This window comes from Lachnoclostridium sp. An138, from assembly GCF_002160765.1.
GTDB lineage: Bacteria > Bacillota > Clostridia > Lachnospirales > Lachnospiraceae > Laedolimicola > Laedolimicola faecalis.
This window is the reverse complement of sequence record NZ_NFLF01000023.1, coordinates 12536-35586: the sequence shown is the minus strand read 5'-3', so window position 1 is coordinate 35586 and position 23051 is coordinate 12536. Positions and strand designations below refer to the sequence as shown.

23 protein-coding genes, 1 tRNA gene and 1 pseudogene are annotated in these 23051 nt (G+C 49.4%); 7 read left to right on the top strand and 18 right to left on the bottom strand.

Annotation, left to right across the window (positions count from 1 at the left end; genetic code table 11):
- Positions 1 to 160 precede the first annotated feature (160 nt).
- The 4 genes from B5E82_RS15185 to B5E82_RS15170 are packed head-to-tail and all read left to right on the top strand — an operon-like array spanning position 161 to position 2852.
- A complete protein-coding gene (locus B5E82_RS15185; protein ID WP_087308382.1) occupies positions 161 to 1117 on the top strand; it encodes an epoxyqueuosine reductase in 957 nt (318 codons plus the stop codon).
- A gap of 39 nt (positions 1118 to 1156) precedes the next feature.
- The gene (locus tag B5E82_RS15180; RefSeq protein WP_087308381.1) at positions 1157 to 1366 is read left to right on the top strand and encodes a helix-turn-helix domain-containing protein; all 210 of its coding nucleotides are present in this window, start codon (positions 1157 to 1159) and stop codon (positions 1364 to 1366) included.
- The gene (locus B5E82_RS15175; protein WP_087308380.1) at positions 1367 to 2209 is read left to right on the top strand and encodes a helix-turn-helix domain-containing protein; all 843 of its coding nucleotides are present in this window, start codon (positions 1367 to 1369) and stop codon (positions 2207 to 2209) included.
- The gene (locus B5E82_RS15170) at positions 2190 to 2852 is read left to right on the top strand and encodes a sigma-70 family RNA polymerase sigma factor (protein ID WP_087308379.1); all 663 of its coding nucleotides are present in this window, start codon (positions 2190 to 2192) and stop codon (positions 2850 to 2852) included. Before B5E82_RS15175 ends, B5E82_RS15170 begins: the two co-directional genes overlap by 20 nt.
- A 28-nt stretch (positions 2853 to 2880) precedes the next feature.
- Here the strand turns inward: B5E82_RS15170 and B5E82_RS18890 are convergent.
- From B5E82_RS18890 to B5E82_RS15155, 3 genes and pseudogenes are all read right to left on the bottom strand, one after another.
- A pseudogene (locus B5E82_RS18890) lies at positions 2881 to 3060 on the bottom strand (sigma-70 family RNA polymerase sigma factor); the annotation flags it as partial.
- 102 nt (positions 3061 to 3162) lie between these two features.
- Entirely contained in the window at positions 3163 to 4533 is a 1371-nt protein-coding gene (locus B5E82_RS15160; protein ID WP_087164273.1) for an MATE family efflux transporter, read from the bottom strand.
- Complete coding sequence (locus B5E82_RS15155; protein ID WP_008980718.1) at positions 4526 to 4975, bottom strand: MarR family winged helix-turn-helix transcriptional regulator; 450 nt, start codon at positions 4973 to 4975, stop codon at positions 4526 to 4528. Before B5E82_RS15155 ends, B5E82_RS15160 begins: the two co-directional genes overlap by 8 nt.
- Positions 4976 to 5403: 428 nt before the next feature.
- Between B5E82_RS15155 and B5E82_RS15150 the strand changes: the two genes are divergently transcribed.
- Positions 5404 to 6156 (top strand): hypothetical protein, encoded by a 753-nt coding sequence (locus B5E82_RS15150; RefSeq protein ID WP_206415724.1) that lies wholly within the window; start codon positions 5404 to 5406, stop codon positions 6154 to 6156.
- A 799-nt stretch (positions 6157 to 6955) separates the two neighbouring features.
- Here B5E82_RS15150 and B5E82_RS15140 read toward each other — a convergent pair.
- The 11 genes from B5E82_RS15140 to B5E82_RS15090 form a co-directional block, all read right to left on the bottom strand.
- Positions 6956 to 7345 (bottom strand): class I SAM-dependent methyltransferase, encoded by a 390-nt coding sequence (locus B5E82_RS15140; protein ID WP_140393161.1) that lies wholly within the window; start codon positions 7343 to 7345, stop codon positions 6956 to 6958.
- The gene (locus B5E82_RS15135) at positions 7326 to 7979 is read right to left on the bottom strand and encodes an ABC-2 transporter permease (protein ID WP_087164275.1); all 654 of its coding nucleotides are present in this window, start codon (positions 7977 to 7979) and stop codon (positions 7326 to 7328) included. The genes B5E82_RS15140 and B5E82_RS15135 overlap by 20 nt, the downstream gene beginning before the upstream one ends.
- Positions 7976 to 8695 carry an ABC transporter ATP-binding protein gene (locus B5E82_RS15130; RefSeq protein WP_087164276.1) on the bottom strand — a complete coding sequence of 240 codons (720 nt, stop codon included), beginning with the start codon at positions 8693 to 8695 and terminating at the stop codon, positions 7976 to 7978. Before B5E82_RS15130 ends, B5E82_RS15135 begins: the two co-directional genes overlap by 4 nt.
- Positions 8696 to 8911 (bottom strand): AbrB/MazE/SpoVT family DNA-binding domain-containing protein, encoded by a 216-nt coding sequence (locus tag B5E82_RS15125; protein WP_087164277.1) that lies wholly within the window; start codon positions 8909 to 8911, stop codon positions 8696 to 8698. It abuts the gene before it with no gap.
- 154 nt (positions 8912 to 9065) lie between these two features.
- The gene (gene rlmD, locus B5E82_RS15120; RefSeq protein WP_087308377.1) at positions 9066 to 10880 is read right to left on the bottom strand and encodes a 23S rRNA (uracil(1939)-C(5))-methyltransferase RlmD; all 1815 of its coding nucleotides are present in this window, start codon (positions 10878 to 10880) and stop codon (positions 9066 to 9068) included.
- A gap of 155 nt (positions 10881 to 11035) precedes the next feature.
- Positions 11036 to 11422, bottom strand: coding sequence for a hypothetical protein (locus B5E82_RS15115; RefSeq protein ID WP_140393160.1), 387 nt, complete (start codon positions 11420 to 11422; stop codon positions 11036 to 11038).
- Positions 11423 to 11537: 115 nt separating this feature from the next.
- Positions 11538 to 11783 carry a DUF4366 domain-containing protein gene (locus B5E82_RS15110; protein WP_087308375.1) on the bottom strand — a complete coding sequence of 82 codons (246 nt, stop codon included), beginning with the start codon at positions 11781 to 11783 and terminating at the stop codon, positions 11538 to 11540.
- Between the two features lie 89 nt (positions 11784 to 11872).
- Complete coding sequence (gene pcrA / locus B5E82_RS15105; protein WP_087308374.1) at positions 11873 to 14113, bottom strand: DNA helicase PcrA; 2241 nt, start codon at positions 14111 to 14113, stop codon at positions 11873 to 11875.
- Between the two features lie 68 nt (positions 14114 to 14181).
- Complete coding sequence (locus tag B5E82_RS15100) at positions 14182 to 15177, bottom strand: SPFH domain-containing protein (RefSeq protein ID WP_087308373.1); 996 nt, start codon at positions 15175 to 15177, stop codon at positions 14182 to 14184.
- Positions 15144 to 16328, bottom strand: a complete 1185-nt coding sequence (locus tag B5E82_RS15095) for a hypothetical protein (RefSeq protein WP_191416421.1) — start codon at positions 16326 to 16328, stop codon at positions 15144 to 15146. The genes B5E82_RS15100 and B5E82_RS15095 overlap by 34 nt, the downstream gene beginning before the upstream one ends.
- Before the next feature lie 19 nt (positions 16329 to 16347).
- Entirely contained in the window at positions 16348 to 17028 is a 681-nt protein-coding gene (locus B5E82_RS15090) for a PspA/IM30 family protein (protein ID WP_087308372.1), read from the bottom strand.
- A gap of 252 nt (positions 17029 to 17280) precedes the next feature.
- Here B5E82_RS15090 and B5E82_RS15085 point away from each other — a divergent pair, with 252 nt between their 5' ends.
- The gene (locus tag B5E82_RS15085) at positions 17281 to 17913 is read left to right on the top strand and encodes a DUF1836 domain-containing protein (RefSeq protein WP_087308371.1); all 633 of its coding nucleotides are present in this window, start codon (positions 17281 to 17283) and stop codon (positions 17911 to 17913) included.
- 92 nt (positions 17914 to 18005) lie between these two features.
- Here B5E82_RS15085 and B5E82_RS15080 read toward each other — a convergent pair whose 3' ends face one another.
- From B5E82_RS15080 to B5E82_RS15070, 3 genes are all read right to left on the bottom strand, one after another.
- Positions 18006 to 19094: a PucR family transcriptional regulator gene (locus B5E82_RS15080; protein WP_087308370.1), complete on the bottom strand. Its 1089-nt coding sequence runs from the start codon at positions 19092 to 19094 to the stop codon at positions 18006 to 18008.
- Between the two features lie 203 nt (positions 19095 to 19297).
- A tRNA-Thr gene (locus B5E82_RS15075) sits at positions 19298 to 19370 on the bottom strand.
- Between the two features lie 260 nt (positions 19371 to 19630).
- Positions 19631 to 20845, bottom strand: coding sequence for a S1C family serine protease (locus tag B5E82_RS15070; protein ID WP_087308369.1), 1215 nt, complete (start codon positions 20843 to 20845; stop codon positions 19631 to 19633).
- 157 nt (positions 20846 to 21002) lie between these two features.
- On the opposite strand from B5E82_RS15070, the gene B5E82_RS15065 reads away from it, so the two are divergent.
- Complete coding sequence (locus tag B5E82_RS15065) at positions 21003 to 21239, top strand: hypothetical protein (RefSeq protein WP_330398387.1); 237 nt, start codon at positions 21003 to 21005, stop codon at positions 21237 to 21239.
- Between the two features lie 129 nt (positions 21240 to 21368).
- Here the strand turns inward: B5E82_RS15065 and B5E82_RS15060 are convergent, their stop codons facing one another.
- On the bottom strand, positions 21369 to 23009 hold the full coding sequence (locus tag B5E82_RS15060) for a VanZ family protein (protein WP_087308368.1): 1641 nt from the start codon (positions 23007 to 23009) through the stop codon (positions 21369 to 21371).
- Between the last annotated feature and the right edge of the window lie 42 nt (positions 23010 to 23051).

Genomic DNA, 23051 nt, shown 5'->3' with positions numbered 1-23051 from the left:
TTCGCCCGGATTTTTTTGCAAAAATGCAATGTCAAAATAGAACGTATGTTCTATTTCATCTTGATTTTATTCCAGTAATCGACTATAATATATTTGAGTTACCAAGTCACTTAGTCAATAACATTCTTTGTTGTTTATTTTTAGATGGAGGACCGGGAAAATGGACAGCTTATCTCAAAAAATTTACGACCAGGCATTGCGCTGCGGATTTGATAAATGCGGAATCATATCTATTTCTGCACTGGACGGATTTAAACAGTTATATCAACAAAGGCTTAATGATGTTCCGGTAAGCCAATATTTTTATAAAGGCGTTGGAAATTTAACAGAAACAAAGTCGAGATTTCCATGGTCCAAATCCATCGTAATTCTTGTATTTGACTATGGAAAGTATAGGTTCCCAGAATCTTTACAGGGAAAATACGGAAAAGCTTTTTTTCTGGAACCAGAGAAAAAAAGTAGGGAACGCTTCGATCTGGAACGCTTGGAAGTCTGGTTTTATGAAAATGGTATCCAAGCGAAAGGCGGAGAGCAGTTTGGCTCACTCAGCGTTGGCCCTCTCAGGTATATGGCAATGAAAGCCGGACTGGGTATTATCCGTAAAAATAATTTCTTTTATACGGAGAACGGCTCCTATAACAATTTATTTGCTTACGTGATTGATCAGGAGTGTGAACTTATCCATACATGCAGCGCTCCGCCTTGTTCTGAAAAATGTGATTTGTGTCGACGTGCTTGTAAGACGAAGGCTTTGGAAGCACCATACACAATGAATCCGTTTAAGTGTGTTTCTTTTCTGACTACATTTGGAAATAGCGATACACCGGAAGGACTTTCTGATGAGATGTATGAGCAGTGGGTATGCGGCTGCGATAATTGCCAGGATGCCTGTCCTTATAATCGGCGGCATGATTGGAAACACGGATTGCCATTAAACAAATTAGAAGAAATTGCTCCAGCAATTTTACCAGAGAACTATGAAAATCTGACGGACGAATTTCTCATCAAAAATGTCATTCCTAAAACTGCGAATCATTTGCAGGATAAAGATATCCCGGCATTAAGAAAGAATGCAGCCAGATCAGCAATAAATGCTCAAAGAGCTGGAGCCAAATAATCTTTTCTATGTTGCTAGTTTCAAACGAAGGGGACGAGAATGAAATACCTATCAACCTTTGAAGTTGCGAAGAAATGGGGGATTTCTCACCGGCGTGTGGCCATCCTCTGCAATGAAAACAGAATCCCCGGCGCACAGCGGGCGGGGAGCCGTTGGATTATCCCGGAAGACGCAGAAAAACCCGCCGACGCCCGGATCAAAAGCGGGAAATACAGAAAACTCAAGTCAGAGGAAGGAGGGACACCCTAAATGGAGAAAACCTTTTTGCCCGGTGACGTCCGCCAACGGCTTACCGATTTGATGAAAGACCAAAAGGTAACACAGACGGAACTTGCCAGAAAAATCGGCTGCGGAGACAGCGTTCTCAGCCGTTTCATCTCCGGGCAGACTGATAAACTCAGCAATGAAAATATCATTCGCATTGCCAGAGTGTTCAACGTGTCCACCGACTTCCTGCTGGGCATAACCAATGTTCCCGACCGGAAGAATTATGCCATTGACGAGTTGGGCTTATCCGCAGAAGCAGCACGCAATCTATTCACAGAAAAAGTCAATACAGCGGTGCTGAATCGGTTGCTGGAAAGCCCCCGCTTTGCGGAGCTGACCTACACGCTGGAGCAGTATTTCAATGACACCATTGCCGCCGGATTCGCCGCACAAAATCAAATGTATGCCACTCTCAGCGCATTGACCCGGAAAACGGTAAAATCCAAATCCGGAGAAAAAACTGCAAAGGACATCAGCCGCCTGCGGACATCTCCCTATCAGGCAGACCTTGCTACCATAGAAAATCAGTTTATGCTGGCGGTCAAAGAAATAAAAAAAGAAATCGGCCATGACTTTTCTGTCCAGCAGGCATTCACCAAGGAAATCGCCCAACAGATGTTTACGGAGCTGACGAAAGGGCAGGATATGGAGAATCCCCACATCACGCCGGAACAGATCACAGAAGCCGTTCTGGACAGCGTTTCCTGCATGGAGGAGGCTTCTTCAGATGTGTTGGAGAAATTCGGTCAGGCATTGACTGACCTGATATATGGTATAGCACAGGGAGCAAAACAGGAGAACAAGAATGAAGACCCGGAGCAATGAGCGGCTTTGCGCTCAGGCTCAAAAAGGGGACGAAAATGCCCGCAGCCTTCTTCTGGAAAAGAATTATGGTTTTATCTGCCAAACTGCTGCAGAACTATATCGGAGTATGAATCTGGGAGAAAGTGACCTTGGAATTGAGATGGATGATCTGACGCAGGAGGGCAGCATCGGCCTGCTGGATGCCATCTCACACTTTGACAGCAGCAAGGGCATTAAGTTTCTGACCTATGCTGCGCCCTCTATCAAAAACGCCATGACTGACCTGGTGCGCTCTGCCTTTGCACAGTATGAACAGCGAATGACCGACAAGAAAAACGGGCCGGGACTTCAGAAAGTCCGGCTGGATGAAATCCTGCCTGACGATGAACGGATGCTGAGGATCGAGGCCATTGCCAATTCCGCAGCCAAATCCCCGGAGCAGATTTACATTGACCGGGAGACAATGCAGGAGCTGTATGAGGGCTTGGGAAAACTCTCCGAGCGAGAGCAGGTATATCTCCTGTATCGCTATGGCTTTACAGACGATACGGAGCATACGCTGATTGGGACGGCAATCCATTTCAGCCTCCGGGAGAGCCGGGCAAAGAAGCTGGAGGAAGAAGCCATGGACAATCTCTGGCTGGAGCTGCCGTGGTGGTTTTAGGGCGTGACGCTGTGGCGGGACAAGGTGCTTCATCTGATGTACTGAATGGGTAAAATTTTTCTTCTGTGAGGTATTCAAAGGATATTTCCCTTTGCCGCCGCCTGCTCCGTTCCCGCCATGCGTTGATAGCCGCATAGCGTATCACGACTTTGCAAAAGCCGTTAAAAGTATACATGATGTGTTCCTTGTATGCTTTTGTGTAAGCCATAGAAAACTCCTCCTTTCTCCCACAAAGAGCATTGTGACTGGTTGATATTGCCTAAAAGCAAAGACAGGCGGGGCTGTCAATAGCGGACGTAGCCCGTTCATTTTACTGTGGACTAATATGTGTTGCATTTTTTTGCTTTCTTAATTCTGTTCCCACTAACACAATAGATAGCACAAACGCTGAAAAATCAGCAACAGGCCCCGCTAGCAATACTCCCATAATTCCGAAACGGAGCGGGAGCAGCAGGGTAAGCGGAATCAAGAAAAAGGTCTGCCTTGTTAATGCCAACAGAGCACCTTTTAACGCTTTTCCTATTGCGGTAAAAAAGCTGGAAGAAAGCAACTGCACACCATTTACCAACACCATGAAAAGATAGGTACGCATGAACAAAACAGCAAATTCAAAATACAGCTCGTCCCCGTCTCCGAATAGTGAAATGATAGATTGCGGGAAAAATTGAAATGCGATAAAAGCAATAATGGAAACAACGAGATTCCACTTTACTGCAAGCAGGTAAGCCTCCCGTACCCGATGATATTGCCTTGCTCCATAGTTGAAACCGATAATCGGCTGTGTCCCTTGCGAGATTCCTACAACAATCGCAAGGATTATGGCATTTGTTTTCATAACAATTCCGCAAGCTGCCAAGGGAATATCCGTTCCATATTTTGTTAATGCGCCGTAATAAGTCAACGAATTGTACTGAATGATTTGAATCACGGTAACTGCAATCTGATTTGAGCTGCTGCTTATCCCCATGCTGCAAATTTTCAGGCTTTCTTTAATGTCCAATAAAAACGACTCTTTTTCAAAATGGATTGTTTGGAAACGCCATAGATAACGGAGTGCGAGTATGAAAGAAAAAATTTGCCCAATAACCGTTGCCCAAGCTCCGCCGGCAATTCCCCAATCGCAAACAAAAATAAAAATGGGGTCAAGAATGGTATTGATAATAGCTCCCGCAACCATGCAGACCATTGAATACTTTGGTTTTCCATCTGCTCGAATCAAATTGCTCATACCATTCGTTACAATGAGAAACGGCATTCCAATCAATGTTATGCTGGCATACTGCTTTGCATATGGAAATACATCTGTCGTTGCCCCAAATGCCTTTAGGAGCAAAGACAGAAAAGTTTCTCCAACCAGCAAATAAATAATTCCGAAAATTCCCATCAGAACAATACCATTTCCCGCTGCTTTGGCGGCAGCTTTCGGCTCTTTGCGTCCAAGACAGAGGGAAACACGGGAAGCACTGCCAATTCCGACCAGTAGTGCAATGGCAAGGCAGATGGTAGAAAACGGGTAGGCAACATTGGTTGCTGCATTTCCCAAATAACCGACCCCTTGACCAATAAAAATCTGATCCACAATATTGTAGATTGAGCCGACAAGAGACGCCACAATACTGGGAACAGCAAAATTTTTCAACAGCTTTGAAATTTTTTCATAGCCTAGCGGATTTTCAGTCATTGAACTCCTCCCCCTTTCTCTCTATATGGAGTTCCGATGTGATATTTTTGCCCGCCTGTATTAAGAAATCCATAAAAAGATTCTGATCGGATTCGCTCATGCCCTGCAATAAAAGAGCTTCTGTCTTTTCGCATATCGTCTGTATCTCGTCAATAATAGACAATGCTCTTTCTGTAGGATACAATTTACATGTCCGCTTATCCTTATCATTGGGAGAGCGTGTAATCATTCCCTGCTTTTCCAATGTCGCAACCGTCCGTACAATATTGCTTGGATGAACATAGAACATATTCAACAAAGAATCTTGTAGAATACCGGGCGAACGACAGATTTTGATTAAGAACATATATTGACTGTTGTTGATTCCATAGGGGGCAAGCTGTTTGTCCAAATAGATTTTGTAAAATCGGTCTGTTACGGAAAGCCATTTTAATAGTTGCATAGATATATACCTCCAATCAGAAAGCATTATAGATCAATATGCTTGCGCACGCAAGTATTTTTTGAAAGTGCAAATATCAATACTTTTTTCGGTCAACAAATATTTCCAAATTAAGGTATTGAATCCTTATCATGTTTTTGCAGATAAGTATGAGAGGGATTCCGCAGTAGTCGGCATTGTGGGAATGTGTATAACTGGCTGGCTTATGGAGTTGTGGGTAACTCTGTTTGCAGAATGTGGGAAAGCTGCACTTTAGCTTTTCCATGTTCTGTGAACAGAGTTATCCATGACGGAATAGCCTGTTATGCACATTTCCATAATGCTTTTCTTTTGGTCTTGCTCTTTGATTCTTTTGTTCGGAATAGTGTGGTGCTGGCGGTCTATCTCTTATTTTCGATTTCTTGCTTCTTTACCGTACATGAGCACTGGTGCTGGGCACAAAACAGCAGAAAACCACTGAACAGGGGCTTTATGACAAAGGCGAGCGCCCCAATGCCCTCATCGACTGGCCGGTGGATGCCCTGGACTACGAGCTGGTGGACATCTTCAACTGGCAGGAAGAAGCCGCCGGAATGATCTCCCAGATGGAGTTTGTCCGCCGGGTGGATGTGCAGACAGAGACCATCGAGCGGTATGTCCGGGACGGAATGCTGGTGCCCGATCTGGTGGTGCCCATGAGTGAGCACCGGACCTTCAAGTATTTCAAGGAGGAAACTTTACAGAAGTATGCGGAACAGTACGGCTGGACGCTGATCGACGACTCCAACCGCAAGGATTTGTTTTTGGATATGGTGCGGCAGATGGATATGAGCTACTCCTACAAACCGGTACTCCTCAAGGCGGTGCTGCTGTTTGCCGATGACAAGGGCCGGGTAAAACTCAGCGACATTGTCACCTACTTCCGGGAGTTCTACGAGGCCCGTCGGGCTGCTGGTCTGGTGGTGGAGAAGGCCAACAGCATCTACGCCAAGGGCAGCTACACCGATGCCCAGGCTCAGCGGAATATCCTGTCCAACCCTTTCAAGCGGTTTGAGGATATGCAGATGCTCCATCACACCAAGACCCTGGGCGTGATCCAGGTGGACGAGTCCGTCTGGAAGAAGCTGACCCGGGAGGAAAAGCAGGAGATTGAGCGGATCTGCGATGAGAAGCTGAAAGACTATTACCGGCGGTTTGAGTAATGCAAAGAGAGGGAATGAGCGATGAATGTCATCTGCTATGTATGGCGACTCCTTCACCTACGGCTATGACCCACGGAGCTATTTCGGTGGACGCTATGATGCAGACAGCCGGTGGGATGACATCTTGGCTACGAAAATCAGCTGGATAATCTACCGAGAGGGAAGATTCCGCCCATCTCTCCCGCCTTTCTTACCGGTACAGATCTGCTGATTGCACGGCAGCCGATAATCCGGGATATACACATGGTCAGCCGCCATCTCAATTTTTGGGTGTTGAGATGGCGGCCTTTTTGTGCCGAGAGATTTGGTTGTTATTGCAAAGCTATGTTTTAGTGAGCAGATTATATATCCCTTTTGCTCCCTCCGGCGGCACGAGAAAATCCTGCGCTTCACTTCGGATTTCCTCTCACCGCCTACATACGGACAGGCAGATTTCGCTCATGCTTCATTCAGCTTTTGCGTATTCAATTCGGCAAAATCCGCCTGTCCTGCTGTCACTGGAAAGTGTCTGTGCGGCCACAAACGCAGCCCCTTTCCAGCGCCAGCGGGAGCAAAAGGTATAACACACTAGACTTTCCGTGGAAAGTCGTGTGCCAACAGGGATGCTCTCGCCCCTATTGGAAACCCAGAGCCAAAGGAGCTGCGCCCCTCTGGACACCCGCATATTTTCCTCGCAAATGGTACCCAAACTGTAAAAATGCAGTTTGACGCCCTTGCTCAGAAAATACAAAACCGCTGCAACTTCATCCTGCATGGGGATGAAATTGCAGCGGTTTTTCTTTGTTGCAGATATCACTTCTTAATATTCACTGCAACATTTTCTGTAATACCTTCTTCGCCGGGCGATGACCTCCGGAAAATCCAGATCATACCAGAGCACACCAGATGCCCCGACACGATGTACACGGCTGTCCAGGCCGCACTCAATATGCAATACGAGAACCTCGGAATCCATTGCAATCAGCTTTCTGACCCATTCGTCAAAAACCCTTGCCCGCATTGCCATAAAGTAAGCCAGCCATTTTGACTTTGATTTTCTTCCCAACTGTACCGCATTTTCCGCCCATATCTTTTCAGCAGTCCTATCCTCAAGAATAATCCCCATTTGGCTGACCTTTGCCTTGCCGTACAGCGGAATATATAAAGTTTTATTTACATGATCCATATTGTCACAGGTTAATCCTTTCAAAATCACGCATTGCCCTCTGCATGGACATCAAGGTAAGTGCGGCATACAAACTCGCTCCAAGCAAAAGAACGCATATCTGCAAGTCAATATATGCAAATCCGAACGCATTCAGAGCCTCCATCCCTGGAATATGAAACAGCGTCTCTGCAATTCCTACAACCAAAAAGGCCGCAACAATAAAGATAACAAAGGGCTTTGCCAGTCGATAGGCGGTTTTGAAAAAGCCTCCAACAAAAATCCCGTTGAACAGCCCCAGAATCAGCAGCACGAAGCCAAGGTAAACTAGATTGGCATTCATCAGCGGATTGCTCCTGTAAACCGCCGCTTCAGATAGTACAGTCATACGAATCAGAGTGACAGCGGCAGTCAGCGCAAAATAGCAAAGTTGGACAAATCCGCAAAAGAGGTATTTCGCTCTGACCACATCTGCCTTGGCCACTGGCAGGAGCGCCGTATAAGTGATATCGTTTGCTTCTCTCGCCGCCTGGAAAGACTGGAACAGGCCGAGGCATAGGAAAAAGGCGCTGACCAGGATGGGATAACCAGGAACAAACGCCATCAAGCCAAAGATAATAAAAAGATAGGAAAGCGGCGAAGCTGCCAGCTTCATTTCTTTCTTCAACAGTCGTATCATACGCTGGCACCCCTTTCCATTCGCAAAATCGCTTGCTCTATGGTTTCGCCTGCTTCACAGCAGTTTTTCCGAAAATCCTCTTTTGGGTAGTTGGCTACAAGTTTTCCATCCCGAATATACAGAATATCGTCAGCACATTTCTCAATATCCGAGGTAATATGGGTGGAAAACAGGATAGAAACGCCCCGCTTTTTTAATTCTTCAAATATGTCAAGCAACTCATCACGGGAGAAAGGGTCAAGGCCGCTGGTTGGCTCATCCAAAATGAGAATCTCCGATTTATGAGATAGCGCCAGCAGCAGATTAAACTTCACCCGCATCCCTTCGGAGAGCTCAGCGGGCATCTTGTTCTCGTCCAGCGCAAACAAGGAGAGATATTCCCGATAGGTTTCTTCGTTCCATGTGTCAAAGAACATCCTTGTAACAGCAACGATGTCTTTTATTTTTCTCTTTGGATAGTAGTTGACTGCTCCCGTAGAATACCCGATCTGCTGCTTGATCTGCTTCTCGTGCCGGGCAAATGGCAGCCCGAAGTAACGAATCTCGCCGCCATCCGGATGGACAAGGCCCAGCATAGATTTGATGGTTGTGGTCTTACCGGCTCCATTTCGGCCAATGAATCCCACAATCCGTCCAGCATTCAACTGAAAAGACAGGTCAGACAGGGTAAAAGAAGGATAGGTTTTTCTCAGATTATTGATCTCACACAGAGGCATCTAATCTACCTCCTGTTCCGTTTCAAATACGGCTGTGGCAAATTGTGAAAACATGGTTTTTGGAGGGATGGCAATCCCCCGTTTTTCATCCCCCAGAAGCACCAGTGTATCTCCCGGATGAATATCAAATACTTCTCGTGCCTGTTTCGGTATCACAATCTGCCCCTTTTCTCCCACTGTGGCCGTCCAGGCGTATTTTCCTTTTGGCTTACCCATTATATTTCCTCCTCAAAAGTATGATTTGTATAACAAATTATACTTTACAGTCATGGCAGTGTCAACAGGCAACATAGCGTTTTCTCCACATGACAGAGAGGGCGAAGACACCTCACAAAGCGTCTTCACCCTCTCTGTCATAATATTCATATTCTCAAATCATCCCAAAATGCTTTAGCGCATCCATAATCGCCGCTTCCTTCTCCGGCGGGCACTTTGGCACTTTCGCATTTTCCTTCTTGGATAGATTATAATTCTGTCCCACATCCAGCCCGCACTTCCGCTTGACCTGGGAGATATACAGGCTGGACACCTTCAACTCACTATGCTCCAGCACATACGCCTTGATCTGCTCATAGGTAGCGCCCTTCTGGAACCCGGACATATCCATACCCTCCAGAGAGAACTCCACACGAACCTTCTTCGAGTCGATTTCTCCCTTGGAAAGCAAGACAACTGTCTCAACATGCCCCGTCCCCGGAAACATATCCACACCAACAGCCTTTTCCACCTGATACCCTCTGCCCTGCAGCATCTCCAAATCTCTTACAAGGCTCGTGGGCTTGCAGCTAATATACACAATTCTTTCCACCCCAAAGTCTATAATCTTCTGCAGTGCCTTGGGATGAATCCCATCCCGGGGCGGGTCAAGGACAATCAGGTCCGGCTTGTCCTGAAGTTCATCTATCACTTTCAGCACGTCACCGGCAAGGAAGGAGCAGTTCTCCAGGCCGTTCAGCTGCGCGTTTACACGCGCAGCTTCCACGGCCTCTTCCACAATCTCCACGCCTGCTACCTTCTGCGCCACTGGCGCAAGGATCTGTGCAATGGTTCCGGTTCCGCTGTAAAGGTCAAAGATGACCTTATCCTTCGTCTCCCCGATATAATCCCGGGCTGTGCTGTAAAGCACCTCGGCTCCCAGTGAATTTGTCTGGAAGAAGGAAAAGGGGGAAATTTTGAAGCGCAGGCCGAGAAGCTCCTCATAGAAATAGTCTCTTCCCCAGAGAATCTCTGTTCTGTCATTCTGCACCACATCAGCCAGGCTGTCATTATAAGTGTGCAGAATACCGACAATTTCACCTTCCAGCTTCAGAGCACGCAGCTGTTCCGCCCAGGCTGCGTCTGTCTCCTGAATCTGACTGCTTTCACTTCCAGTCCCGCCGGGCAGCCTCTGTTCTCCGTCAGCCTTCTTCTCTTCCATTGCTCCGTCAGATGAGGATGCCTGTACCCGATTCACTCCCTGGCTTTCTCCCTGATTTTCATTTTGCTCTCCTTCCAACCTGGCCTGAAGAACAGAAGCTTTTTCTTCCTCCAGCTGGGTCGTTGTCACCAGGTCCACCAGGATCTCCCCGGTCTTCGCGCCTTTTCTCACCAGCAGATGGCGCAGATAGCCGGTGTGGCGCAGCCTGTGGTAAAAGGGAAGACCCTTTTCCTGAAAGTACTGGAGGGTGCAGGTCAGAATCTTCCGGTAATCCTCGTCCACGATCTGGCACTGATCGGTAGTGACAATATCATAAAATCCGCCCCTCTTGTGCATTCCCAGAGCCAGAGGTCCGTCTTTTACCTCATCACCGAATGAAAATTCCATCTTATTGCGGTAAGCAAATCGGCGGGGGCTCTCTTTCACGCCCTCAAAGACATAGGGCTTCTCTATGGCTCCGTCCAGCAGTTCCCGAAGCTGGCCCTCCTTCAGTCGGATCTGCTCTTCGTAGGGCAGATTCTGATAGGCGCAGCCGCCGCACTGGCCGAAATGCGGACAGGCGGGACTGACTTCCAGAGGCGAGGGCTCCAGCACTTCCAGAAGCTGGCCCTCGCCTGTTCCCTTGCGCAGCTTTTTCAGCCGGTAACGAATCTTCTGGCCCGGCAGCGTATTCTTTATGATAATGCGGCGGTCCTCCGCCCTGATAATTCCCCGGTTCGGAAACTCGGTCTTCTCAACGATTCCCTCGTAAATCTCTCCCTTTTTCATGAATACTCCTCTTCTTCAGATAAAGCGGGGCCCCGGGCTCCGCCTTCTTTTTACTTTCTTTTATTTTTTACTGCTTTCTGCTGTCTTTCTATGATCTTACTTTTCCATTTATCGTTCTGCTGCTTTTCCTCTCGACTCGAAATACATGTGCATCTCTAATTATCGTCCTTATCCTTCGGCCAGCGGAACAGAACCTGCCCCACGAGAGCCGCGCCGCCGAAAATAAGAATCAGCATAATCAGGTAGGCGTACAGGCTCACAGAACGGAATACAAACCGGATATTGGAAATGATGGATGCCAGAATGATGACGATTCCGAGAACGGTCAGGATCTTTGCCCCCACAGAGTCCACATTCAGGAACAGCCAGATGATTCCGGCGATAAAGGGCACTACCACAAGCCCGGCCCCGAAGCGGAAGCCCCAGAGGCTTAAGCCGAAATAGGTACTGACTGATACATTAGAAAGGAACCAGTATAATCCTGCCGCCAGCATCACCATGCCGATTACAAATTGTGCCAGCGGATTGCGCTGCTTTTTCAAATTTCTTTCCTCCTCTTTTTTCTGTCGGAACATGCGGGCATGTTCCGGCTGCCGCGCTCTAAAAAAGAGCGCCTCAAAACATTTCTTCGTCTTGAGGCACTCTTTTTGTCAGGTGCTACTCTTCTTCTCCATCCTCAAAAAAGTCGTCATCGAAATCATCATCGAAATCGTCTTCAAACTCATCCGGATAGGACGGAGTAAAGAAACGATACACAGCGTATGCGATTCCCGCGATAGCCGCTACAGCTCCGATTATCGCCAGAACCCAGAGCAGTGTATTCTTGCTCTTTTCATCCTCTTCTTTTTTGCGAAGCAGGTCGTTCAGCCGGGTGGCTGTTAAAAAATCTTCCATTTTATTCATGGCTCATACTTCCTTTCTGCGTCATGGGACATCCACGCCTGTTAATTGCTCATATTATATCACAAAGAGGACAAAATTACTATCATTTCCTAAATCTTTTTCAGTTTCGCGAAAGAAGCAAAGAGTTTTTTTACGCCGGCTGTGTCGAATTCGACCCGCACTTCGTAATCTTTCCTGCCCTCTGTAATCTCCAGCACGGTTCCTTCTCCGAACCTGAGATGACGCACCCGGTCTCCCACGCCGTAATCCAGATGATCGGCTTTTGACACGGTGACCGGTGAGGTCTCGAAAGGTTTGGAGCGCAGGCTTCTGCGGGCCTCCAGCACGGCTTCCCTGCGTTTCTCCCGGCGGCTCTCCCATTCTTCCTTTGCGCGCTGCCCCGGAGTCTCGTTTTTCACATCCAGATACTCTTCCGGAATCTCCCGAAGGAAACGGGAAACCTGATTATACTGTATTTCTCCCCGGACCATCCGCTGTCTGGCCGCCGTCAGCGTCAGCTCCTTTTTCGCGCGGGTGATTCCCACGTAGCAGAGACGGCGTTCTTCCTCGATCTCTTCTCTGGGATTTTCAGCCATGATGGACATGTAGCTGGGGAAAAGTCCTTCTTCCATGCCTGCCATATAGACGTAGGGGAATTCCAGTCCCTTGGCGCTGTGAAGGGTCATGAGCACCACATGGTTGCTCTCTTCTTCCAGATTGTCGATATCCGCCACCAGCGCGACTTCCTCCAGAAAGCCGCTTAAGGACGGCTCTTCCGCCGTATCGTCATAATCCTGGACCTTGCTGATAAGCTCGTTGATATTTTCAATTCTGGCCCTGGACTCCTCTGTGTTCTCAAGCTCCAGCTCCTTTACATAGCCTGTTTCTTCAATCACGGCCTCCAGGAGCTCATGGACGCTGATCTGCTCCTGCTTTGCCCGCAGAGTCTGAATCAGCACAGTAAAAGGCAGCACCTTGGAGCTTCCCCGGCCGATTCCGGGGATCTCATCCGCCTTCAGAAGGGCATCGTAAAAACTGATTCCATAAGCCGCCGCGTAATCTCCCACCCGGATGAGCGTGGTGGCTCCGATGCCCCGTTTCGGGACGTTGATGATGCGGCGCACCGCCAGCTCATCCCGGCCATTGTCAATGGTTTTCAGGTACGCCAGCAGATCCTTGATCTCCCTGCGGGCATAGAAGTTCACGCCGCCGATCAGCTTGTACGGTATGCCGGCATAAATCAGCTTCTCCTCAAAAAGGCGGGACTGGGCGTTGGTCCGGTAGAGGACCGCGTGATCCCGGTAATCTCCCTCTCCCTTCTGTACATGGCTGCGGATATTTCCGATGACATATTCCGCTTCTTCAAAACCGTTCTGGAACTGCCGGAAATGCACCGGAGCCCCCTCTCCGTTTTCCGTCCAGAGCCGCTTGTCCATGCGGCCTGCGTTATTCCGGATTACGTCATTGGCCGCGTTCAGGATATTTCCTGTGGAACGGTAGTTCTGCTCCAGCTTGATTACCTTTGCGTCCGGGAAAATCTTCTCAAAATTCAGGATGTTTCCGATATTGGCTCCCCGGAACCGGTAAATGGACTGATCGTCGTCGCCCACTACGCAGAGATTCCGGTATTTGGACGCCAGCAGACTCACCAGCCGGAACTGGGCCGTATTCGTGTCCTGATACTCGTCCACCATAATATAGCGGAAACGCTCCTGGTAACTGTCCAGCACCTCGGGGCAGTTCTGAAACAGCTCCACTGTCTTCATGATCAGATCGTCAAAATCCAGAGCGTTATTTTTCCGGAGCTGCGCCTGGTATTCCTTATATACCGCCGCAGTCCTCTGCTGCTGAAAATCCACTCCCGCGTTCAATTCCATCTCCGCCGGGCTTATCAGCTCATCCTTGGCCCTGGAGATGGCCCCAAGCAGTGTCCGCTCTTTGATGATTTTCGTATCTATATTCAGCTTCTTGCAGACATCCTTCATCACCGATTTCTGATCGTCTGTGTCATAGATGGAGAAAGACGTATCAAAACCCAGTCTGTCTATGTAACGGCGCAGGATGCGCACGCAGGTAGAATGAAAGGTGCTGACCCACACGCTCTCACTGCCCATCCCCACGATCTGGTCGATGCGCTCCCGCATTTCTCCGGCCGCCTTATTGGTAAAGGTGATGGCAAGAATATTCCAGGGATTTACCCCCTGCTCGATAAGATATGCGGCCCGGTGCGTAAGCACGCGGGTCTTTCCGGAGCCGGCTCCTGCCAAAATCAGAAGCGGCCCTTCTGTATGAAGCACCGCTTCCTGCTGCTCCGGATTTAAAGTAACCTGGTTTAGAGTATTACTGTCCATAATCCGTTGTCTCTTTCTAATCTATAATAATCATCTGCACTTTTTCAGTGCTTTTCCTCGAACGCAGCTTATACCAGCTTCCGTCCGCAGTTGGGGCAGAAATTGGCGCCGTTCGTCTTTGTGCCGCAGTCCGGGCAGAAGTTGGGCGCCGCGCTGCCGGAAGTCCCGCTCCCGGTTCCGCCTGCCGCTGCGGGAGCGGCCTGCAGTCCGCCGGCCACGTTCTGATTCTGGCCCATCTGCGCTGCCATCTGCTGACCCATAGCCATTCCCATGGCAAGGCCCGCCATATCCGCGGCCGTCCCGCCGCCCTGTCCGTTTGCCATGGCTTCGCCCATAGCCACCTGCTGGAAACGTCCCACGTCCCCAATCATGCTCTGGGCAGCCGCCTTCTCCGCCATCTTCTGTACCTCCGGCGGATAGTTGAAACTGGAGACGGCAAAGCTTGTGATGCCGATGCCTATTTTCTGCATCTCCATATCCAGATCTTCCTGAATTCCCCGTCCGATCTCCCTGGCATTGACCTGAAGATTGAACATATCCTTTCCTTCCTGGACGATCCATTTCATCAGAAGCTGATCCAGCATGGAAGTGATGCGTTCTTTCACCTCTTCTACCGTAAACTGCTGGCGGATGCCGGCTACCTTCTCAATCAGCGCGTCGTAATCCGCTGCCTTGCAGGTAAAGGTCCCGAAAGAACGGATGGGCATTCCGCCCGGAAGCCCCGGCGCCGGGATCAGAACCGGGCTTTTGGTTCCCCATTTCACCAGCACTTCCTTCGTATTGATAAACAGAACCTCAGCCCGCAGACCGCTGTTAAATCCAAATTTAAAGCCTTTCAGCGTAGACAGAAATGGAATGATATCGGACTCGATATCATAACTTCCCTCATCCCGGAAAATTCCCTCTACCTTGCCGTTATAGAGAAAAATGGCATCCTGTCCCGGCCGTATAATCAGCCGGCTGCCTTTTTTGATTTCTTTGTTGCTCCATTTCCAGAACAGCATGTCGTCCCGGAATTCCTGCCATTCGACTACGTTGGCAAACTGTCCTCCAAATAAACCCATGGAATCTCCTCCTCATTTTCCAGTTCTGTCTCTGACTCCGCAGTCCAGGCCGCAGTCCATACTCCGCCCAGATCCGCGTGTCTTCTTCCGCTTCCACCTTCACTGAACCAGTAGACCAGCGCCACGATCACCAGGACCGCCGCCGCGATCGCCGCAATTCTGGCCGGACTCTTGGGATAATCACCCTCCACCCGGCCGCTCTGGCCATTGATGAGCACATGGTACTGTTTTCCCTTATATGTATAGGCCGTCGTATAGACAGGCATCATCACATGTTTGTAAGTCTCATCCCGGTATTCCGTCCGAATCCGTATATCCCGCGCGTCGTCAAAGCGTCGCAGCACATCGCTTCTGGCCATTTCCGTCAGCTGCTGCTCCATAGTCTGAACTGCTTCCCTGTGGGCGTCGTCCAAATCCACTGTATAACATTCCGCTCCATAGCCGGAAAAATACTCCGGCGAATAGGAAGCCATCTGCCGGGTTCCGAAGACTCCCGCTCTTCTCAGAAGATCGCCGTCCAGCTTATGAGACGCCGGCACCAGCACATCGTCAAAGGCATGGCGCAACGCCCCGGAGGTAGGATACCAGTCTGTCACCACATGGTGAGTGGTCTTCCCGTCCGGCCCTTTTCGCGTCACTGTTCTGCGGCGTCCGCCCATAGCCGTATATCTGGCGTCCGCCTTTGCGTCAAAGGTCCAATAGGGCAGATAAATCCCCTGGAGACGCTCCCTCTGGTACAGATGCTTCAGTTCTCCGGGGGCCAGCCACCGTCCCTTCATCCATTGCCGGAACAGTTCTCCCACCCGGTCTTTGTCAATCTGAAACGGCAGCACACCGTCCGGAATAATGGCGTCCTCCTGCTTCTCCGCCAGCACATAGCTGGAACCGCAGTAAGGACACTCCACAGACGTGCTCGTGGGGTCCACCTCGATCTTCGCGCCGCAGCCCTTGCATTCCATGGTCTGGGTCGTCTTTTCCTCCGCCCGTATGGTCTGCATGGCATGCCTGGTCAGACTGTGCTCCACGATGCGCTCCTGCTCGTTCAGAATCGGAACCACCGTGTCACAGTTAGGACATTTCAGACTCTGGGTCTCCACATCAAACTCCATGACACCGCCGCAGTTTTCACAATAGTATATTTGATTGTCCATCTTGTCTCTTCCCGGTTATCTATAATCCCATTTTGGCCTTCAGGGCCGCCAGCTCATCGTCCACAGATGAAGAACTCTCATCCATATCATATTTCTTTGCCAGATCCTCAATGCTGTCTCCCCGGGCGTTCAGCTGAGACATGGCGTTCGCCTCGTCCAGCATCCGGTTGGCCTTTTCCTCCATACGATCAAAGGCAGCCATAGCCTCTCCTGCTCCGGAAATACTGGAGCCCATCTTATTCATCTTCTCCTGGGTCTTCGCCACCGCCACCTTGGCCTTAACCGCGTCGCGCTTCGCCTGCAGATTCTCCAGGTCTTTTGCCAGCTTATCGTGCATCTCCCGCATCTTCGCCGCGTTGGCCGCCGCCAGATCATAGGACTGCTTCAGGCTCTCCTGCTGCTTTACAAGCTGCGCCTTCTTTTCCAGAAACTGCCGCGCGTCATTGTCGTTTCCAGCCATCAAAGCCTTTTCCGCATACCGCTGCATTTTCGCAATGCCATCCGTACACTCGTCAAGCTCTCTCTTGGCTTTGGTCTCGGCCGCCATAACCGCAGCGGTCTCAGCCTTTACCTTTCCCAGATCGCTCTCAATATCCCGCAGATACTCATCGATCATCTTCTCCGGGTCTTCCGCACGATCCAGAAGCGCATTGATGTTTGCCGACATGATATCTCCAAACCTCTTTAAAATATTTGCCATTCTTTTCCTCCTTGTATGGACGGCTGACACTGCCGCCGGCACGTGTTTTCTTCGTCTTATTATATTACATTTCCACACCTCCGCACAAGAGGAAATACGCCTCTTTCCGGCTGCGGATAAATCCCCGTCTCCCTACCGCAGAATCTGCGAGCGGCTTGCTTCCCGGCTGGAATCTTTAAAGAAATTTAAATATTTGCCACTTGTCATATAGTTTTGAATACTATATAATGAATTACTAAGAGGTGAATGATTATGACCATTGACAGTCAAAATCTTCTGGAGAGTATTTTAAAGAGTCTGGATCGGATCGACTATATCCGCCCGGAAGACATTCCCGGCATTGATCTGTATATGGATCAGGTGACAACCTTTATGGACAGCCAGCTGAGTTCCTCCAGACGGTACGAAGACGATAAGATTCTTACGAAGACCATGATCAATAACTACGCAAAGAATCATCTGCTTCCGCCTCCGGAAAAGAAGAAATATTCCAGGGAGCATATGCTGCTTCTGATTTTCATTTATTATTTTAAAAGCATTCTGTCCATAAATGATATTCAGAGTCTCCTGGCTCCCTTGACGGAACGGTTTTTCCACACAGAGAACGATCTCCAGCTGGACCGCATTTACACAGAGGTATTCAGTCTGGAAAAAAGCCAGATCGAAATCCTGAAGGAGGATCTGATTCAGAAGTACCGGCTTTCGGAAAACACCTTTTCCGACGCTTCCGGGGAAGACAGGGAGTTCCTTCAGCTTTTCGCCTTTATCTGTATGCTGAGCTTTGACGTATACATGAAAAAGCAGGTAATCGAAAAACTGATCGATCAGTTCCCGGAACGGGACAAGCCCTCCAAAAAGAACCACAAAGAAAAAGAGGCCGAGTAATGACCGGTCTCTTTTCATTTTCTTCAGATTTCTCAGAACTTGCCGGACTTTCCGGACTCAAGCATCCCAAAAGCCTCAGCCTTTTTTGTTTCTCAATTGGAAAGCCTGTCCAGATATTTCATGTAGCTGGCTACCATGAGAGCGATTTTGAAGGTCATCGCGTCTTCAAATACACGGATATCCAGCCCTGTGGTCTTCTGCAGCTTTTCCAGACGATACACCAGCGTGTTCCGGTGGACAAAAAGCTGCCGGGCCGTCTCGGATACGTTCAGATTATTGTCAAAAAATTTCTCAATGGTGGTAAGAGTCTCTTCATCAAAAGTATCCGGCAGATTCTCTCCGAAAATCTCCCTCATGAACATCTCACAGAGGGGCTGGGGAAGCTGATAGATCAGCCGGCCGATTCCCAGCGTATGATAGGCGGTCACCGTCTTTTCCGGGTAGAAGATCCTTCCCACCTCCATGGCCATTTTTGCTTCCTTGTAGGACTTGGACACATCCTTAATCTGGCTCACCATGGTTCCGTATGCTACCCGTACCCGGTCTGCCTCATCTGTATTCAGCATTTTCGCCAGCATACCCGCGATCTCTTCCAGGGTCTCGTAAGTGTCCCGCTCCCCTACCGTCTTCACTACCACGATATTCTTCTGATCCACTGCTGTGATCACATCCTGGGACCGGGGCGCAAATACGCTCCGCACAGCCTCCAGCGCCAGAGCATCCTTTTCATCTCTGGTCTCCACCAGAAATACTACGCGCACGGCCTCCGTATCCATATGCAGCTTTTTGGCCTGGCTGTAGATATCCACCAGCAGCAGGTTGTCCAACAGCAGATTCTGAACAAAATTGTTCCGGTCAAAGCGTTCTTTATATGCCACGATCAGATTCTGGAGTTCGCTGACGGCTACCTTTCCAATCATGTAGGCATCTTCGCCGCTGCCCTTCGCCAGCAATATGTATGCAAGCGTCCCCTCATCATATACCTTGAAAAAATGACATCCCTGCAGGCTCTGTCCCTCCGCAGGGGACTGCGCAAAGATACGAACCATCTCCTGAGAAATATTCTCCGGCTCAAATGTCGAAGCCGCCGTGCTTCCGTCCGTCTCCAGCACGCAGAGATCGATTTTAGTAATGGAATGCAGTTCTTCCATTGTCATCTGAATTACCTGATTGGAAATCATGGTACTCCCTCCTCCAGCGCTTATTCTTATTTATTATAACACGCTTTCCTGAATAGTGACTACCGTTTTATTTACTTTTTAAAAATACATTACCTCTTACACTATTCTCTGTCGTTTAAATATGCTTCAAATTTTACAAATTATCCAGATACAAAAATGCCTGAGACATTCTTCCGTAAATGTCTCAGGCATTTCATTCGCAAAGCTGCTGACGGGAATCGGACCCGTGACCTCCGCACTACCAATGCGACGCTCTACCGACTGAGCCACAGCAGCATCTTGCGCAACGCGCTAGATTATATTAGCATTTATACCGGGAATTGTCAAGGATAAAATAAAAATTTTTTTGACAAATTTTTTACCCGCCGTTACTATTCCCGGCCGTCCGATTTTGCGTGTTGGAATTGTAATGTTTTTACTTTTTATATGGCTTCGCACTGGCAGAAGAGGGCCCTGGGTCCGGGAACTCCCGGACCCAGGGCCCTCTTTTTCCTGCTGCCTGTTATTCTATGGTCTCTCAATTTCTTCCGGTCGGCTTAATTGCTAGAAGCTGCCGCGGCATTTTCATTGACTCCCAGTGTGACGGAGACTGTCTGCTCCACATATTCCCCGTCAGACACTGCGCTGTAGGTTACATCCACGGTTTCTCCAGCACTGTAATAGGAAATCAGATCCTGCAGTCCCGACAGTGATGATACACTCGTACCGTCAAATTTTGTGATGATATAGCCCGTCTGCAGTCCTGCCGCTTCTGCCGCTGATCCTTCCGATACAGAGGTAATATACACGCCTCTGGGCATTCCGTAAGCCTCTGCCACCTCGCTGGTCACATCCTGGCCTGTGATTCCCAGATAGCCCTGCTGTCCTTCCGGAGCCTTCTCTGTACGGACCGTACGGTTCATCAGTTCTTCAATGATACCCTTCACATCATCTACAGGAATGGCATAGCCCATGCCCTCTACATTCGTGTCTGAGAACTTGGCGGAATTAATGCCCACCAGCTGCCCTGACATATTCAGAAGCGCGCCGCCGCTGTTGCCGGGGTTGATAGCCGCGTCTGTCTGAATCAGCTCATTTGTAACACCGTCGATAGTAACCGGCCGGTTCAGTGCGCTGACAATTCCTGTGGTGACAGACTGTCCGTAACCAAGCGCATTTCCGATGGCAATGACCTGCTCACCGACTTTCAGTTCTGAAGAGCTGCCGATTTCAATCTGCTTAATACTGGAAAGGGTGTCCGATGATAAATCGCTTAAATTCACGGAAACCACCGCTATGTCATGATCGGAATCTGCGCCCTTAAGCTGTGCTTCCGCGACCGTCTCATCCACAAAGCCCACGCTGATCGTCTGGGCCCCATCTACTACATGGTTATTGGTAACAATCAGAAGCTCTGTATCCGTCTGGCCAACGATGATGCCGCTTCCGCTGCTCTCACTCTCATATACCTGACTCTGGCCAAACCAGTTCTGCATCTCCTGCACACTCTGGTTGGTAATAGCCACCAGAGAAGGCATGGCCGCTTCCGCGATAGCAGATACATCCGAAGCGCTGCCGGAGGAAGAGGATTCTGCCGTATCGGAAGAAGATGCAGAAGTCTGTGCCACATTCAGCTCTGCCGTCTGGCTCTCCTCCGTTCCGCTGTCAAACTGATTAAATAAATAATTTGTACCCTGAAACGCCATGCTCGCCACTACACCAAAGGTAAGCGCCACTGCGATAATCTTTGCTCCTTTTCTTATTTTCAACATATCTAAGACCTCCTTAGGTTTATCTTTTTTCTTTTGATACTGTCATTATAAGAAAGGTCTGTGATGCAATTATGGCGTTTCTATGGAGAATTTGTGGTATTCCTGTGTTTTTTCTGTGTCCTTCCGGGCATACTGACTGAGAAAGGAGATTTTTCAGATGAGCAGAAACAAAGAACAGGCGAACGGAAGGAAAACAACGGTAATGTCCAGAGTAAAGGCGGATTCCGAAAATCAGGAAGTCATAGACGGATATGACTATCTTGGAAATTCCAGTTCAGCCACGGATTGTACCGGCCTGATTCCCAGCGCTCCAAAAAACCAGGCAGAACGGGATTCCTACGAAGAAATCTATCACTACCAGCCCAAGCCGTCCGGGAAGGATGAACGGCAATAACGCGTTTCATAAAAAAGGCGGGAGTCACCGGTTCCAAGGTGTCTCCCGCTTCTGCATTTTCTATAGCTTTTAAAACTTTTACAGTTTATACAGCTTTTCCAGCTTCCATAAATTTTTCAGTTATGCAGCCTATTCTTCCCCGGAGGCATCCTCCGCTGTCTCGTCAGAGGAAGAGGTGTCAATGGACGCTTCTTCTCCCTCTCCTGTGCCGGCCACATAATCAAAGAGAGTCTTCGCGTCCGCGTAGCGTCCGGTATCACTGCCCTGCATAATAGCCGCCACATAACTCTTTCCGTTAATCTCGGCAGAAGCCACCAGGCACTTCAAATCGTTGTAGCTTCCTGTCTTCAGGCCGTTGGCTCCTTCGTAATAACTGTCGCTGGAGGGCTGAAGCAGCTGATTTGTATTCCGGTAAGTCACATCCTTGTTGTCAAACAGCGCCCGGTAAGTAGACGCGCCGCACAGCCTCATGATGGTTTCATTTTCCATACAGGCTCTGGCAATCCGGACCATATCCCGGGCTGTCGTATACTGGTTGTCCGCCTGATCGCCGTCGGGAGTTACAAAGCTGGAATTTTCCAGATTCAGTTCTTCAGCCAGATCCGCTTCCGCCTGCATAAAGGCTTCTACCGCATCCGCTGTAGAGGCTTCTTCATTTCCCAGAATCTTGTGTCCCGCATAGTTTGCCAGCGCGTAGGCCGCGTCATTTCCCGATGGAACCAGCAGGGCTCCCAAAAACGTCTCTACTTTTCCGGAGGTTCCCACCTCCAGGCTGGCTGTAGACGCTCCCTCGCTGATCAGTTGAATCTCCTCGCCCGCGGTCATGGTCTCGTCCAGACTGCAGTACCGGAGCACCGTCAAAGCCGTCATCAGCTTGGCTGTGCTGGCCGGCGTCACCTGCTCCGTGCTGTTCTTTTCATACAGAATCAGATCGTCGTCGATGGAAAACAGGCAGACTGCCTCCGATTCCACAGACAGTTCCGGCATGCTCTCTGCCGTCTTCAGCTTTTTGGCCTCCTCTTCCGCAAGTCTCTGGGCTTCCGCTTCCGCCGCAGCCTGGGCTGCCGCAGCTTCTTCCTCTGCCTGCTTTTCCTGGGCCGCCTTTACTTCCCGGACCCGGGCCGCCTCCAGCTGCGTGCCGCGTCCCATCACGGCAAGCAGCATCAGCAGAACCAGAAGCTCCATCTCATACCGCACCGGAACAGGTACGTTCTTTCTCCTGGAGCGCTTCACAGTTCCCATCCTCTCCGCCTCCCGGAAATACCGGCAGAGCAGACAGAACAGAAAATATCCGATAAAAGTACCCAGAAGAGCCAGAATCACATCGTCAAGACGGCAGTCCACAGCCGGAAGAAACAGCTGAAATACCTCTATGAACAGAGCCGTTCCTCCGCAGAGGGCCAGCACCTTGGCAAAATGGCGGTACCTCCGGAACAAAAACGGAATCAGGAAACCGAGGGGCACATATTTGAGCGCCGCCCCCAGGACTGCTCCGAAGCCTTTGTCCAAAGCCAGATCTATCATTCCTTTTATGGGAATCAAATCCGTCCCCGGAAATGTGGGTTTGATGGAAAATTCAAGCGCCGGGGTGACGGACGATGAAAAAAGCGTCAGAAACCAGAACGCCAGCAGCAGGAATCCCGCCTCATGAAGAATGGGGACCCGCATCTGGCCGCGGTAATACATCAGCCAGATGAAAGCCCGGAATATCAGATATACGACAATTCCGGTCAGAAGATAAGGCGTAACGCTTCCAAAATAATTCGACAAAAAATTACCTCCTTTCCCTTTTTTCAGTATAACATGAATATG

What these genes read in the sequence shown, in the direction of transcription:
- B5E82_RS15185 (WP_087308382.1), top strand. Translation starts at nt 161, where the DNA reads ATGGACAGCTTATCTCAAAAAATTTACGACCAGGCATTGCGCTGCGGA.
- B5E82_RS15180 (WP_087308381.1), top strand. Translation starts at nt 1,157, where the DNA reads ATGAAATACCTATCAACCTTTGAAGTTGCGAAGAAATGGGGGATTTCT.
- B5E82_RS15175 (WP_087308380.1), top strand. Translation starts at nt 1,367, where the DNA reads ATGGAGAAAACCTTTTTGCCCGGTGACGTCCGCCAACGGCTTACCGAT.
- B5E82_RS15170 (WP_087308379.1), top strand. Translation starts at nt 2,190, where the DNA reads ATGAAGACCCGGAGCAATGAGCGGCTTTGCGCTCAGGCTCAAAAAGGG.
- B5E82_RS15160 (WP_087164273.1), bottom strand. Translation starts at nt 4,533, where the DNA reads ATGACTGAAAATCCGCTAGGCTATGAAAAAATTTCAAAGCTGTTGAAA.
- B5E82_RS15155 (WP_008980718.1), bottom strand. Translation starts at nt 4,975, where the DNA reads ATGCAACTATTAAAATGGCTTTCCGTAACAGACCGATTTTACAAAATC.
- B5E82_RS15135 (WP_087164275.1), bottom strand. Translation starts at nt 7,979, where the DNA reads ATGATACGACTGTTGAAGAAAGAAATGAAGCTGGCAGCTTCGCCGCTT.
- B5E82_RS15130 (WP_087164276.1), bottom strand. Translation starts at nt 8,695, where the DNA reads ATGCCTCTGTGTGAGATCAATAATCTGAGAAAAACCTATCCTTCTTTT.
- B5E82_RS15125 (WP_087164277.1), bottom strand. Translation starts at nt 8,911, where the DNA reads ATGGGTAAGCCAAAAGGAAAATACGCCTGGACGGCCACAGTGGGAGAA.
- rlmD (WP_087308377.1), bottom strand. Translation starts at nt 10,880, where the DNA reads ATGAAAAAGGGAGAGATTTACGAGGGAATCGTTGAGAAGACCGAGTTT.
- B5E82_RS15110 (WP_087308375.1), bottom strand. Translation starts at nt 11,783, where the DNA reads ATGAATAAAATGGAAGATTTTTTAACAGCCACCCGGCTGAACGACCTG.
- pcrA (WP_087308374.1), bottom strand. Translation starts at nt 14,113, where the DNA reads ATGGACAGTAATACTCTAAACCAGGTTACTTTAAATCCGGAGCAGCAG.
- B5E82_RS15100 (WP_087308373.1), bottom strand. Translation starts at nt 15,177, where the DNA reads ATGGGTTTATTTGGAGGACAGTTTGCCAACGTAGTCGAATGGCAGGAA.
- B5E82_RS15095 (WP_191416421.1), bottom strand. Translation starts at nt 16,328, where the DNA reads ATGGACAATCAAATATACTATTGTGAAAACTGCGGCGGTGTCATGGAG.
- B5E82_RS15090 (WP_087308372.1), bottom strand. Translation starts at nt 17,028, where the DNA reads ATGGCAAATATTTTAAAGAGGTTTGGAGATATCATGTCGGCAAACATC.
- B5E82_RS15085 (WP_087308371.1), top strand. Translation starts at nt 17,281, where the DNA reads ATGACCATTGACAGTCAAAATCTTCTGGAGAGTATTTTAAAGAGTCTG.
- B5E82_RS15080 (WP_087308370.1), bottom strand. Translation starts at nt 19,094, where the DNA reads ATGATTTCCAATCAGGTAATTCAGATGACAATGGAAGAACTGCATTCC.
- B5E82_RS15070 (WP_087308369.1), bottom strand. Translation starts at nt 20,845, where the DNA reads ATGTTGAAAATAAGAAAAGGAGCAAAGATTATCGCAGTGGCGCTTACC.
- B5E82_RS15065 (WP_330398387.1), top strand. Translation starts at nt 21,003, where the DNA reads ATGAGCAGAAACAAAGAACAGGCGAACGGAAGGAAAACAACGGTAATG.